Source organism: Pseudomonas sp. ChxA, from assembly GCF_030263855.1.
GTDB lineage: Bacteria > Pseudomonadota > Gammaproteobacteria > Pseudomonadales > Pseudomonadaceae > Aquipseudomonas > Aquipseudomonas fluorescens_CB.
Window position 1 is genome coordinate 664,943 of the sequence record NZ_JARPMK010000002.1, and the last position, 13,463, is coordinate 678,405.

Below are 13,463 nucleotides of genomic sequence, written 5' to 3' on the forward strand. Positions count from 1 at the left end.
AGTGTGAGCGTGATCTCTGATGCTGAATTCGTCGACCTGTACCTCGGCGATGGATTTGCCGACGCCAAAGGTCTCCCTGGGCAGGCACGAAGGGTTGAAGCGCCCGCCGAATGGCGGGCAGACCTTGAGCGCTTACGGGCGCAGTGCGAGGAAAAGCACAAGGCAACCCAGGATCCAGAGTTCGCCCTAATTGAAGATGGCGTCGTCCTTCGTGTAACCCAGTTGCTGGATTTGAATGGCAAGCCTGTGTTTGTCGTAAGCAAATCCTCAGTCCAGATCCGTCCATTGGACATGCTGGGTCTGCCCGACTATCTGCAGGACGCGCTGATGAGCGACACGGTACGCGGCCTGATATTTATTTGTGGGGAAATGGGCACAGGGAAAACCTCAAGTGCTGCATCACTGGTGAAAGCACGTCTCGAGGCCTGGGGAGGCATTTGTGTGGCTGTAGAGGATCCTCCAGAACCATTTTTGAATGGCAGGCATGGGAGTGGGCGCTGCATTCAAGTTCCGGTCTCTCGCCGGATGGGGGGATACGAGGAAGCTTTGATCCTAGCGCTGCGCACAAGAGCCGATTTCCTGTTCGTGGGAGAAATTCGCGACAGCTCGACAGCAGCACAAGTAATTCAAGCCTCGATCAATGGCCATCTCATTATCAGCACAGGTCATGCCGGCAGCGTTACTCAAGGCATTGAACGTATATCAGCCCTGGCTCAGCCGTTACTCAATAACGCCCGAGAGCTGCTCTCCAAGGGGTTGGTGGCTGTTCTTCACCAGTCCTTATCAAGTGGCAACGAAGGAAGTCGTCGATTAACCCTGCAGAGCCTGCTTTTCACAGGCGATGACGGACCGGGCATCCGAGAGAAAGTCCATGCAGGAAAGATCACGATGCTCGATCACGACATCGCTCACCAATCATCAAGGAGTCTCTGGAATGACCAGTAGGATCAAGCAGCGGGGGTTCTTGAGCTTGGACATGGCGATCGGATTGGCCGTTTTCTCCGTTGTCGTCACTTTGGCGATCGCATGGCAAATCAAGCAGATGGATTCTCAGGACTATCGAATTGCGGCTGATCAACAGAGAACCATTTCAGAGGCATTGGCCAAATATCTGAAGGATAACTACAGCGTGGTGCTGGCCAACGCGGCAGCAACCGTACCGGTGCAAATAACCGTTCCGATGCTCGTCAACACCAACTACCTTCCTGCAGGTTATAGCCCCACTAACGCCTTTGGGCAGACCATTGTCGGCCTCGCCCGGAAACCCAACGCCAATCAACTGGAAGTGATTGTGGTTACTACAGGTGGGCAGACGATTCCTGAAATGGGTATTCGAACCATCGCTGAAAATCTCGGAGGACCTGGTGGGTTCATCTCTTCTGCCAATCCGAACATCGTCCAGGGCGTGCGGGGTGGATGGCAGGTAGCACTAAGTAACTATGCTATAGCTCCTGGCCCAGGACATACAGCTAGCGCACTTTTTCTTATGGATGGAGCGTTGGCTAATGACTATCTATATCGAAACGCAGTGCCCAATCATCCAGAATTCAACACGATGAATACTGATATCACGATGGGCAACCACAATATTAACAACGCAGGAAGTATCACAGCGTCAGGCAACATAACAGCTAACGCCGACATTACAGCTCGAAACGTTATCGCCACAGCCAATGTTAATGCCGCTACTGCAACCATTACCGGTGATACCAGCACAGGTGGTTGGTTCAGAACACGTGGTGACACAGGCTGGTACAGCGAAAAATGGGGAGGCGGAATTTATCAAAATAGCCCCAACTGGGTCCAAGTTTATAACGACAAAAACTTTTCAACCGGAGGTGAACTATGGGGTGGAAAGATAACCTCGACGGGCAAGATAACGGCCTATGATCGCATTCAGACAAATGAATATTTGTCCCTGGGAGGCATAGCTACCGAGGGGCAACAGTGCAGTGACCGAACCCTTCTTGCAAAAAGCGCCGCGGGAATAACGTTGTCCTGCGAACAAGGCTTATGGAAAAGACCAGGTGGGTGGGAATTCCAGCTGATCCAGGGCACCTGCCAGGCGCCTGCCAGAGGAAGTGTGACCTGCTCCCTTGGCGACACTACATGGAAGTCATGCTCTTTAACTGGCGCTTTTGGCATCGGGGATAGTGAGACTGGGTACATCTTCAGAAATGCAAGTGGATGGTTTCTCTCCACATCTCGACTTTCCTGGCCAGGTCTTTTCTATTGGAGCTGCTTCAAATAAAGCATCCATTTATAAAATTTCAAAAACGTTTTATAGTATGTTTATGGGGATTATTGCAGTGCAGACGCTTGAGAATAACGTTGAGTATAGTGCTGGAGAATTACAGACCTGGCTAAGCACCCGAAGCAGGATATGCTCAACTGTGCTATGGCGTCGCGCACTAGAAGAAAAAGAGGCATTCGAGGTCGGCGAGTTCACTTACAAGTTACAACCAACGGCCTCTGGTCGTTATTTAGTAAAAAAGATCGCCACTATGGAATTAATCAATCCACAACGCAAACCAATGAGCATCAAGCGAGCCGCAAAGTGGACTGTCATTGCGCTTGGCCTAGTAGGAATTTGCTTAACATTGATTATCCTCACGAAATAGTTTTGTTATTGACGCGTAGGTGGTAACAACCACCATTTTGTGGATGGAGCTCATATCATGACAATGCAATGGCTCGTTTTGATGATTGTGCTCATTGCCTCCAGCATTTTCATGGAGAACCAACATCAGGACCAACGTACATCCGACTACGCTACCCTCGACTCACTGGGTCGCGGCTTTCTGGTGTACCGATCTGCCGCTACCGAATATGCCCAGGCCAACCCGGGCTTCAGCGGAGTACCGAGCGATTCTGCGCTCAACCTACCTGGGTGGTTTGTGAAACCTGTGGGCGTAGGTTCTTACATCTCATCAGGAACGGCCTATACTTATTTTGATGGGGTTGCACCGTCAGGCTTGCCTTCTGTGCTGGTAGACCTGACAAAGACAACTACCGTTGGTTTAAAGCGTTCAGGAATGCTGATTTCACAGATAACTGGGGCGACCGGTATAGCAATTCCGTCCCCTGTTCCCGAAGGTGCGGTCGTCGCAGTCAATTAGTCTGAGTCGACCGACTTTGAAAGGCGCCGGGTTGCATAAGCTCCGGCCTATCAACATAATGATCACAACAACGTTTCCACCCCGTTGGCTACTGGCGGTCATCAGTAGCGCCCGGTGATGCGGCTTGCCTCATCACCAACCCCAAAGCACGCATAGCTCCGGGAAGGGCGTGCGGACCTGGTTCAGAGCTCTCCCTGTGTCTCCCTGTTCAAGCCAGACACGCAGCCGTCTAACTCGTGAATTGCGAGTTCAAAGGCACATAGGGCTCTGTTGAGGTTCGAAGCACCGTAGTCTAAGGGCCACACTGGTGTTGTGGCCCACACTTTTTAAAGCTCACACAATAGGTAGCCTGATCATCTTGCAAAGGATGATCAGGCTACCTATTGGTAGCTGCTTTTCCTTGCCGGTGGCCCGCCGGCGAAACGCAGGGCTCCCTTTGTGCGCGGATGCGTGCCTTATGCTAGCTGGCCTCAGCCACGATAATCGGCCAGGTGTTGGAAGTAAGACGTTCAGATCACAGCCCAGGGATCAACAACGCCTTCATCCCGCACAGGTGGTATTTTTTTCTGAAAGACGCTACTTACTACATCCGAGAGTGACTGTTGACCCAGCTACTCTCGGTAGCTTCTCCTGTCGACCTGAACCTTCTTTGCCCTCCGCGAAATATCCCTCTCCGCTTGACACATCACCATCCCCCCTTCGATGATATGGACGTGCTTTGCTGACGTCGTCAGCATCATGCCCAGGCAGTCAGGATCTTGAAGACTGCGACACGATGTTCGTGTCAGATCCGCCCAAGACCGCTGAGCTTCTGGTAGCGCGGTCGGTCGACAATCGTCGATGGAAGCACCTTATGCAACTCACCTCGCGGGGAATCACTTCCCCAACGGGGTCAGTGGGTTCTCCGCATTCAACCTGCAGGAGAATCACCATGTCCAAACTTGCTTATGGCTTCGGTTTCGCGCTTGGCACCATCACGCGACAGTTTCTGCGTGCGGTAAAGAAAACCAGCGCTGCGCCCACAGCTATCCATACCAAAGCAGCTCCGTTGCTTCCACCGCCCTGCGTACCTGAGCGTCTCGTACGTGAGATGGATCATGTACCGGCAATAACTCGTAAAGGTGTCGACCTGAACCTTTGGTACGCGGCTAACACTCGAGTGGTCGAAAAGCCAGCTCGGAAACCGCGTAAGAAGCCAGCTGCACGCTCGTTGGTGCCAGCAACTTGCTAAGTCTGCGTCCTTCGCCTCTGTAGGGAGCCTTCCCAAAGGGAAGGTTTCCTCAGAGTTTTCACGGTAGGGGCTTGACAAGCGACAATCGTATTTCCATGATCTGCACATGTATCGCTGACGTCGTCAGCAACATGCCCAAGTAGTCTGGATCCGCAAGACTACGATGCGGTTTTCTGCATTGATCCACTCCCAAGATCGCCATAGCTTCCGGTAGCGCGATCAGTCGACTTAGTCGATGGAAGCACCTTTCCCACCCATGACGGGCCTACCCCGTCAGGGCAGGCCTCTCACTTTTGGAGGTCTGATGAAAACTGAACTGGCTCTCTACCAGGCGTTGATTTCGATTAACGTCCCGGAACAGAAGGCAAATGCTGTTATTGAAGCTTTGGAGACCGACATGCTTTCACGTTTGGCTACCAAGGCAGATTTAACTGCTCTTGCTGCAGAGTTCAAATCTGAGATTTCACAGCTTGAAGTCAAGCTCACCATTCGCATGGGCGTCATGTTGTCTGCAGCTGTCGGTGTAATGATTGCTGCAATGAAGCTGATGCATTAAACAACCTTAAGCTCCACCCACCCTCGCGGGGAATACTTTCCCCCTAGGGCGAAGTGTTTCTCCGCTTTCTGTTATTTCGAAACTGGAGAATCACCATGAGCACTAATCAATCCAACGAAGCAAAATTCTTCGACCTTCACACCACTGGTATCGGTTATCTCAACCGTATCCGTGAAGTGAAACCTCGCGGCAAAGGTAAGCCATTCATGGCAGTTACCGTTGCGGCTCTGCGCGGCTCGATGGATGATGCCGAGTATTCCTATATCGACTGCAACGTGGTCGGCGCTGAAGCTGAAAAGCTGATTCGTCGCAGCCAAGCAGCCGTTGAAGCCGGAAAGAAGGTCCTTGTGAGCTTCCGCATCGGTGATATCTGGACCGACGCATTTACCTACGAGAAAGGCGATAAAAAAGGTCAACCTGGAGCAAGCCTCAAGGGACGCCTGTTGTTTATCGGCTGGATCAAGGTGGATGGCCAAACCGTCTATGAAGCAAAGCCTCGTGAAGTAGAACCAGTTGTTGAAGACGGCGAAGCGGAACCTGAAGCACAGCTCGCAAGCGAAGAAGCATCCGAGCCAGTAGCAGAGGAACAATCCAAGCCAACGCCCGCTAAACAGCAGCGTACGGCATCTTGATTCACTTTGTTGAAAGGCACCCTTCGGGTGCCTTCATTATTATCAAAGTCCGCAGGGAACACCTCCCTTCCGGGCACGGTGATTCTCGTCCGTTGGAGACTCACCTTTATGAACACGTTATTTACGCAATCTCTCGATATACGCGTTGCTTATGCAAAAGCGGAAATCTATGGCGACGAGATTACCCAATATGAGGCTGAGATCGAGGCTCATATTCTGGGTGCCGACGCGTACCGCGCCGGCCAGCCGATCGTACCCGAGCTGTTCAAAACCGTTCCTGCGCTCAGTCGAGCTTGGGGCGAAGGAGTGAACGCGGCCATTAATGGTGGCGGTTGGTCACGCTTTACTGAAGAAGACCAGCAGCAGCAGCTAATAACACCGGAACCATACATTGTGTCGGATTTTGCATACGGGAAACTTGCATTCGCCGAGTGCGGTATCGAGTACCCCCTCCAAATACTGAAGAGCGCTGCGGGCTATTACATTGGTACCGCTGATGAGTTTGAACCGGTATCAAGGGAGTCCGAAGAATACTACCGCAGCGAATATGCCGCGAAACAAGCTTTTGACCTCAACCTCTGGACACAACGCCACGTGTGCTGGTCCTGACATAACCAAAACATACCTAACCGGGAAACCACTTCCCGGACGGGCCGGGTGGTTTCTCACACCTGGAGATAAACATGCAAAGCACCACTAACCTCGTGTCGTCTGACCTGCTCAAGCTCCCGGTCGTTTTAACACCCCGGGCCTGGCAGGAAGCGGTGCATATTGAAAACCCTCAGGATGCAAGTGTTGTCAGTGAGCGACTGGGCGAAGTTGTCCTGGAGGCCTACCGAGAACTGCACTTGCAACCTGACAGCACACAGATCCATTTCGGCCTCTATCGTTTATTGCCTGCCGGCAATAGCACTGATCGAGTCTGGCTGGACCTAAAACTTGACCGTATAGAATCACCGCCAGGCGTTTTCTATCTGTACATCTCACTCAAGGAAGAAACTCATACTTCTTGCCCGTAATCCTTCGACAATCACAGCACTGCCCAAAGCCCGACACCTGTCGGGCTTTTTTCATTCGTAGCAGTGTGGAGCTGCCCATGATCAACATCCCCGGCCAACTGGCCATCCGTACCATCAGCGGCCGTAATGGCGAATTCAACGTCGGACGGCTTTCGACCTCTATCGGTGAGTTCGTGATCAAAGACGCACTCCTCGATCAGTACGATGAAGGCAAATACCGAGGCGACTTTCTGATAACGGAGATCCGTCCTTCGTATTACTCCACAGCAGGCCGCCTGATCGTTGAGATCCGTGCAAGGCTGGAAAGCATGAGCCTCGACGACGTCGACAATCTGACACCAGAAGACGCCGCCAGGCTCTCGCCAAACGAGCCTGACCCTATGGATGAAGAGTCTTCTTCCAACCTCTCCAAGCCTGTGCAGCGTAATAATCCGCCCGCCCTACCGGCCACCAATAAACAGGTATCAAAAGAGGATGCCCCGTTCGGGATGACCCCGACCGGCGCAACCAACGACCTCGAGGCAGATGCCGAGTTGTTCGGCACAATCTGGCCTCTAAGCTATACAGTCAGGCTGGACACAACTGTTGATCGTCAGCAACTACGCCAACAGTGCAGTCGGCTCTCGGAGCTCGGCTATTTACACAACTTCAAACTGCAGGTATGGAATATCTCCAATACCTAACGATGCCGGCGATACGCCAAGCCAATCGGCACATTCATGAGAGGCTCCCTCCTGGGCGCTCCTCGACTCAACAGGAGCAGCACATGAATCTAATCTTCAATAACCTGACCCAACAAATCCTTGAAAACATCGAAGATCAGCTCGCCAATAACGAGGTATCGACGAATGAGGAGCTTTGGGACTTCTTCGTAGAGGAGCTCGAAATGACGGCAGAACAAGCCGATGGCGCCGTTGCCCTTCGCCCCAAATACCTGGGGCAAATCTTTCTCACTGGGCACAGCCCACTATTTCAAAACGAGACGGTCTAGTTTGGCGCGGGGAGTCAGATCGATCTGGAGGGCATCACCATCAGGCTTTGTGTTAACGACAGAAAAGCCCTCCCAAAAAGGAAGAAAAGTATAATATCGCACATAAGAACGCCGGTTTGTTAGATGTGTTTGCTCGCACGAACATCATCAATCAAATCGGCGTTCTTGTTTCTGTGTTGCCCGGAATTCCTTGAAGGTAAGCGTCCGGTAAACACGCCTTCCTGACGCCAACGCCTTAATAGTTGAGATCGGTAGTAGACCACGCCGCACGCTTGCGACGCTTTAGCTGGCGCTGAGATTGAGCGGATGCTTGAACAACGTGACGTGGCCTAGGCCGCGATACAGGACAGGTTAGGAAATTCGCGGCCTCATCCAGACGCTGAGTTAGGCACGCGTCTGCAGTGCCCTGTTTACGTAAAGAGATGAGTTTAGCGACTAGATCAATTAGGCGAAATTCTAGCAAAGAATCCCGCCTAATCCGGTAGTCAGGCCGTCCTAGCGCGATTTGTGGCAACAATTTGCTCATCTGTAAACTGACTGCCGGGAACCATAAATTTTGCGATAAGTGCGTCTCGGTTTTGAGGTGCCCGTACCTTGTCTGCCGCCTCCAGCGCCATCTTCAGCTCCGGCAATGTTAGCTCGGTGCAGTAGGCTGGTGTTCCTGGTTGCTGACGCCACGAATCTTCAAGGCTACCAGCGGCAAGCGCGATAAAGCCCGTATCCTCAACGAGATCCTGCGCGACGGCCTCTGCATGAGTGTCATCCCCTGCTACATGTAAGCCAATGCGTGTCGAAGATCCAGTTGGTTGCCGATTGTCGGCAAGAGTCGCTGCAAGGACGGCGTTCCAAGCCTTAATGACCGGGCGGCTAAACTGCTCGCTTACCCAAACGTTCACGGGCTTGCCGTCGTCAACTTCTATGATTGCCCCGTCGCGTCCCGGATAGTAATTGGACGTGTCAATGACAACGACTTTCTCGGGGACATTCTTTAACGTCTGTTTGAGATCTGGATATTTTGGGAAGGGTATCGAGAGGATCACAACGCCTACCTCGGACACTGCCTCTTCCTTGGTCACAGCGTGTGCGCCGATTTCACTGACCAGGTTTTGAAGGCTTTCGGGGCCTTTCGAATTTGCCAGCTTAACTTCATGGCCGCACGCGACGAGCTTGCGGGCAAGGGTAGCCCCAATATTGCCGGCGCCGCTAACTCCGATTTTCACTTCAATAACCTCCTCACCCACAACCAATATTCAAGTTGCTACCTGGCTAGGTGTGCGAATGAATCAAGCGTGTCGCAAAGCCGCTGCGATCTGGGGTGAGCACGCATGTCGCTTGACTCAGGTAAATACGACTCTTCAAGAATGAAAGGTTACGCTGTCGGTAATCGGCACACGATGCCAGCGTCTAGCGGCATCCAAATTACCGCCATTCGCCCCTTTTGGGTCGGTAGCGACGACCACTTTCGACAATCGGTGTTAATGGTTAAGCCTCAGTCCGTTCCGCATCTCAACGGTGTCATCGACCTAACCCCTCACATCGAACGGCACTCTCGAGCTCCGTATCGCCGAGCATCATTTCAAAACCCGCGGTTTCTTCCTTACGAGATAGTTCAGTGATTAAGGAATCAGAATTTGCGATGAAAATATTGACCGCGGCCGGCGTTAAAAAACTAGGTAATTATGTTACTCAGCAGCGTTGCGAGGAGTTTGAGGTAATTTCGTGTCTGTGCTTAGCGACACCGCTACGTAGCGTAAATTTTTAGCTAGCCGTATTATTTTTGACGACGGATAACGAGATAGCTACAGCAGAATTACAATTCTGACACAATCCCAGCGGAACCTTCTTTTTTTGAGCCGTGTCAAAGTAGGCTGTTGACTAGCACCGTATCGCCGGCTAGAGGAGACGCAGGTCTGCAAAAAATCGCATACCAACAACATACTTTCATCCTAAACTACAATTAGTTTAAATGAGTTTTATTAGCCGTTCTGAAAGGTAGGATCCATATTTGTGTTTTTGTTTGTAGCGATGAGAATCTAGATTGAAGCCAACCACTACATTAGGCAAGGAGAAGCATGTGGGATCCAATCACGCTCATGGCGGTGCCGCTCTACGTGAAGGACACCAGAAAAAACTACTCATGGCGCTTGCCCTGACTGGTATTTTTATGATTGCGGAGGTTATCGGAGCATGCGTTACCGGCAGCCTAGCCCTGCTGTCTGATGCATCACATATGCTCACAGATACTGCTGCTCTGGCAATTTCACTGATTGCTCTCCAAATAGCCAAGCGGCCAGCGGACCAGAAACGGACTTTTGGATATGCTCGCATAGAGATCCTAGCCTCAACGTTCAATGCCTTATTACTCTTTATGGTCGCTGCCTACATTTTGTACGAGGCGTATCAGCGCTTGCTAGTACCGTCGGAGATTGCTACCGGTGCGATGATGTGGATCGCAATTGGGGGTCTTTTTGTGAACCTGATATCGATGCGTCTGCTCTCCTCTGCCAGCAGTGAAAGTCTGAATCTCAAGGGAGCCTATCTTGAAGTCTGGAGCGACATGCTTGGTTCATTGGGCGTGATCATAGCGGCACTTGTCATCCGATTTACAGGTTGGAGCTGGGTCGATACGATTGTCGCCGTAGCAATCGGTATATGGGTGTTTCCACGTACTTGGCAGTTGTTGCGCGAAAGCTTGGGGGGTACTTATGGAAGGGGTACCCGACAATCTCAATATTGCGGAAATAGAGTCCCTGATACTTGGAGTAGATGGGGTCATGGAGGTCCATGATCTGCATGTTTGGGCTCTAAGTAGTGGCCGCAATATCCTGACGTCGCACGTAGTCGTGCGAGATTCATTAAATCGAGATGTTATTCTCGCATCAGTCATTGACGCGGTGAGTAAATCGTTCGAAATTCATCACTGCACGATTCAAATGGAGCAAGCAGCCTTTCATGATAATGCTCCGAAGCCTTCACACTAGTCGTTTTTTTGATGACGCTAATTGTTGTATTTGCAGGCAGAAGCCCTAAGAAAAATCGACTTAAGATGCGTTCCCCAAGACTATACGCGCTTTTAAATATGCATTACTGCCACCTCTAAATTTAACGACTAATCGAGTTGACCGGCGGCCAATATTAAAGGAGCCTTCAGGCAGATTCGCCTGCTACGCGCACTGAAGGCATCCGCCAGCTTTGGCCTTAAAAACCTTACCATTGACAGATTCTCGATTATTCCAAACAATCAATTTATCATAACTATCAATAATATTGCGCAAAAATTACAAATTTGCAAAGCTTACGCGCATTTAGCCAATTCGCGCTAGGATCAGTTATTATTGAGTTAATGTAATGCGCATGAAAATAAATAATGAAATTAAACACCAAGCACACAGCAGTACTACCAATCAGCGTATAACCACACTGGCGGCCGATTGGACTATTATTTTACTCACATCCTGAGATAAGTTATGCGCGTTCTAGTTGTGGAAGACGAAACCAAAAACGTAGAATACCTTCAGCAGGGCCTTTCTGAAAGCGGGTACATCGTAAATATAGCAAACAATGGTGTTGATGCCGCTCACTTATTCAATACTAATATTTATTCGTTTCTGCTTCTCGATGTGAACCTCCCTGACATCAATGGCTTGGACCTTTTGGAAGTCATTAGAGAAACCAGCCGGGTCCGCGTCATTATGCTGACTGCCTGGGGACGAACCAACGACAAGCTCAAGGGTTTGGACGGTGGCGCAGATGACTACCTCGTCAAGCCCTTCGAGTTTCCCGAGCTGCTTGCTCGCATGCGCTCGCTGCAAAGACGTGGCGACGAGCTTTTTGAGAAAAACGCGCTGAGAATTTCGGATGTAGAGCTCGACTCTGTGCGCCATCGGGTGTTCCGTGGATCTACACGCATAGACCTCAACACCAAGAAATTTGCTCTCCTGCACCTTCTCATTAGTCGAGCTGGCAAAGCACTTACACGCTCTCAGAGCATCTGGCTGATATGGGACATGAACTTTGACTGCGATAATAACGTTATTGACGTCTCTATCCGGCGATTACGCTCGAAGATCGATGATCCATTTGAGACCAAGCTCATACATAAACTTCGAGGCATAGGGTACGTTCTGGAGGAGCGCGCATGAGGCCGTTCAGTCTGGCTGTGAAGCTGGGATTCAAAGTCGGTTTGATGAGCGCAGCGCTGCTCCTCCTTTTCGCCACCTTTGGGTATGTGATGGTGAGCCAAGCTCTCGAGAGAAACTCCCGAATGGACCTCGAAGTGAAAATGGCGGGTATGACTCACAACCTATCCGCTATCACTAGTATCGCTGATGTCAATCCAGACGCGCACCAGCTAGTTGACTTGGTCATGGGGCACAATAATCTGTACGTCAGCATCTTTGAGTCAGGACAAACGCAAACTCCACTGCTCTCAATAGGTTCGAAGGCAGTCAACCTGGAAGTGCACAAGTTCAAGCCAACCGAGCAGGTTAAACAGCACGAGTGGCGTGACTCCACGGGTCGCCCGCTACTTAGCGCTTCGCGAGTAATGAATCTAGGCGATGGAACCGAAGTTAGTGTGTTCATGACCATGGACCAGTCAGCCAACCAAGCCCTGCTCGATGCATTGCTAACCTGGGCGCTGATGGTCTCGCCTCTTATTCTCTTGCTGATCTTGGCCATTGGATGGTGGACTGTGCGCAGAGGACTACTGCCTCTGACCAAGTTCTTGAGGATTGCCTCGAAAATTTCCACCGAGAGCCTTGATCATCGCCTACCAACGAAGGGGATGCCGGCAGAACTGAAGAAGCTCGGCGATGGAATCAATATCATGCTGATGCGTCTAGATGATGGGGTTCAGCAGCTATCGCAGTTCTCGGACGATCTTGCTCACGAACTGCGTGCACCTTTGTCCAATCTCATGGGTAAGGCTCAGGTTGCGCTGACCCGGGAAAGGTCTCTTCCTGAGTACCGAGAAGTCTTGGAGTCGTGCACGGAAGAGTTGGACCGCATGAGTCGAATGGTTTCCGACATGCTATTTCTAGCCCAGGTCAGCCACCCCGCGTCAATGGTAGAATTCGAAAATGTCTGTTTGCTCGACGAAATTCAGCGGGTCTGCGACCTCTTCAGCATTACGGCCGAAGAAGGCGAAATACAACTCCAGCTCACAGGAAATGGCGTGGTGCGTGGCAATCAGATAATGATTCAACGAGCCATCTCGAACCTTGTCTCGAACGCGATTCGCTACTGCCCAAGAGGCCGGACGGTTTACGTGAAAGTTCAACGCGGTGCTAACGGAACTACCTTGAGTGTTGGTAACCCGGGGCGCGGAATCGCCAAGGAACACCAGGTGCATTTGTTCGAGCGGTTCTACCGTGTAGACAAAAGCCGAGCACGAAATGAAGGTGGTACGGGTCTGGGCCTAGCTATAGTACAGTCAATTATGGGATTGCATCAGGGTTCTGCGAGCGTAGAAGTGACTGATCAGAATTTTACCTGGTTTCACCTCAACTTTCCCGACACCCAAATGAAGCAAACGCAAATGGGCGCAGCCTAGGTCCCGTATATGGAGGGGGCCGATTTTAGAAGAGCTCTCTTTTTTACTTGAAAGCTTTAATGCCTGAGGGCTGCCGTATTGTTTTGGTCTTTAGCTCGACGTCTAGAGGGGAAGGCAGCCCTACCCGAAAATATGGCGAGCAGCCACATATAACGCGACCTTATCGGCACGCCCCCCCCCCCCCCGCCTTAAACTCTTTCACGCCCCTCTGAGTGAACCACAGACGGAGTCAAAAAAATTCGACAGCCAGTTTGACTAACCGCCAACGGCGCCGCATTTGAGATGCCAGCTAATCTAGCCGTTAGCTTCGATGCGTAAACAAAAATATCCAATCGCTGCTACACAGTCTTTAGATCGTTTA

At 51.2% G+C, this 13,463-nt stretch carries 14 protein-coding genes and 1 pseudogene; 14 read left to right on the forward strand and 1 reads right to left on the reverse strand.

Going from position 1 to position 13,463, the window contains the following annotated elements:
• The first annotated feature begins 3 nt into the window (after positions 1 to 3).
• The 11 genes from P5706_RS28740 to P5706_RS28790 all read left to right on the forward strand — a co-directional run bounded on the left by P5706_RS28740 (position 4) and on the right by P5706_RS28790 (position 7,548).
• A complete protein-coding gene (locus tag P5706_RS28740; protein WP_008437359.1) occupies positions 4 to 945 on the forward strand; it encodes an ATPase, T2SS/T4P/T4SS family in 942 nt (313 codons plus the stop codon).
• Positions 935 to 2,251, forward strand: coding sequence for a shufflon system plasmid conjugative transfer pilus tip adhesin PilV (gene pilV, locus P5706_RS28745; protein ID WP_019818096.1), 1,317 nt, complete (start codon positions 935 to 937; stop codon positions 2,249 to 2,251). Before P5706_RS28740 ends, pilV begins: the two co-directional genes overlap by 11 nt.
• The gene (locus P5706_RS28750) at positions 2,184 to 2,621 is read left to right on the forward strand and encodes a hypothetical protein (RefSeq protein WP_124356003.1); all 438 of its coding nucleotides are present in this window, start codon (positions 2,184 to 2,186) and stop codon (positions 2,619 to 2,621) included. Before pilV ends, P5706_RS28750 begins: the two co-directional genes overlap by 68 nt.
• Positions 2,622 to 2,678: 57 nt before the next feature.
• Positions 2,679 to 3,119: a type IV pilus biogenesis protein PilM gene (pilM, locus tag P5706_RS28755; protein WP_019818097.1), complete on the forward strand. Its 441-nt coding sequence runs from the start codon at positions 2,679 to 2,681 to the stop codon at positions 3,117 to 3,119.
• 931 nt (positions 3,120 to 4,050) lie between these two features.
• Positions 4,051 to 4,350, forward strand: a complete 300-nt coding sequence (locus tag P5706_RS28760) for a hypothetical protein (protein ID WP_073451708.1) — start codon at positions 4,051 to 4,053, stop codon at positions 4,348 to 4,350.
• 304 nt (positions 4,351 to 4,654) lie between these two features.
• The gene (locus P5706_RS28765; RefSeq protein WP_008437363.1) at positions 4,655 to 4,906 is read left to right on the forward strand and encodes a hypothetical protein; all 252 of its coding nucleotides are present in this window, start codon (positions 4,655 to 4,657) and stop codon (positions 4,904 to 4,906) included.
• Between the two features lie 95 nt (positions 4,907 to 5,001).
• Positions 5,002 to 5,538: an STY4534 family ICE replication protein gene (locus tag P5706_RS28770; protein ID WP_019818099.1), complete on the forward strand. Its 537-nt coding sequence runs from the start codon at positions 5,002 to 5,004 to the stop codon at positions 5,536 to 5,538.
• 108 nt (positions 5,539 to 5,646) lie between these two features.
• Entirely contained in the window at positions 5,647 to 6,147 is a 501-nt protein-coding gene (locus P5706_RS37305; protein ID WP_440462038.1) for a hypothetical protein, read from the forward strand.
• Positions 6,148 to 6,221: 74 nt separating this feature from the next.
• A complete protein-coding gene (locus P5706_RS28780) occupies positions 6,222 to 6,557 on the forward strand; it encodes a hypothetical protein (RefSeq protein WP_019818101.1) in 336 nt (111 codons plus the stop codon).
• Between the two features lie 77 nt (positions 6,558 to 6,634).
• Entirely contained in the window at positions 6,635 to 7,240 is a 606-nt protein-coding gene (locus P5706_RS28785; protein ID WP_019818102.1) for a DUF3275 family protein, read from the forward strand.
• Between the two features lie 83 nt (positions 7,241 to 7,323).
• Positions 7,324 to 7,548, forward strand: coding sequence for a hypothetical protein (locus P5706_RS28790; RefSeq protein ID WP_019818103.1), 225 nt, complete (start codon positions 7,324 to 7,326; stop codon positions 7,546 to 7,548).
• A 485-nt stretch (positions 7,549 to 8,033) separates the two neighbouring features.
• Here P5706_RS28790 and P5706_RS28795 read toward each other — a convergent pair whose 3' ends face one another.
• Positions 8,034 to 8,789 carry an NADPH-dependent F420 reductase gene (locus P5706_RS28795; protein WP_019818104.1) on the reverse strand — a complete coding sequence of 252 codons (756 nt, stop codon included), beginning with the start codon at positions 8,787 to 8,789 and terminating at the stop codon, positions 8,034 to 8,036.
• Between the two features lie 833 nt (positions 8,790 to 9,622).
• Here P5706_RS28795 and P5706_RS28800 point away from each other — a divergent pair.
• The 3 genes and pseudogenes from P5706_RS28800 (at position 9,623) to P5706_RS28810 (ending at position 13,102) form a co-directional block, all read left to right on the forward strand.
• Positions 9,623 to 10,529, forward strand: a pseudogene (locus tag P5706_RS28800) (cation diffusion facilitator family transporter).
• Between the two features lie 486 nt (positions 10,530 to 11,015).
• Complete coding sequence (locus tag P5706_RS28805; protein ID WP_019818106.1) at positions 11,016 to 11,690, forward strand: heavy metal response regulator transcription factor; 675 nt, start codon at positions 11,016 to 11,018, stop codon at positions 11,688 to 11,690.
• Positions 11,687 to 13,102 carry a heavy metal sensor histidine kinase gene (locus P5706_RS28810; RefSeq protein WP_019818107.1) on the forward strand — a complete coding sequence of 472 codons (1,416 nt, stop codon included), beginning with the start codon at positions 11,687 to 11,689 and terminating at the stop codon, positions 13,100 to 13,102. The genes P5706_RS28805 and P5706_RS28810 overlap by 4 nt, the downstream gene beginning before the upstream one ends.
• Positions 13,103 to 13,463: the final 361 nt, after the last annotated feature.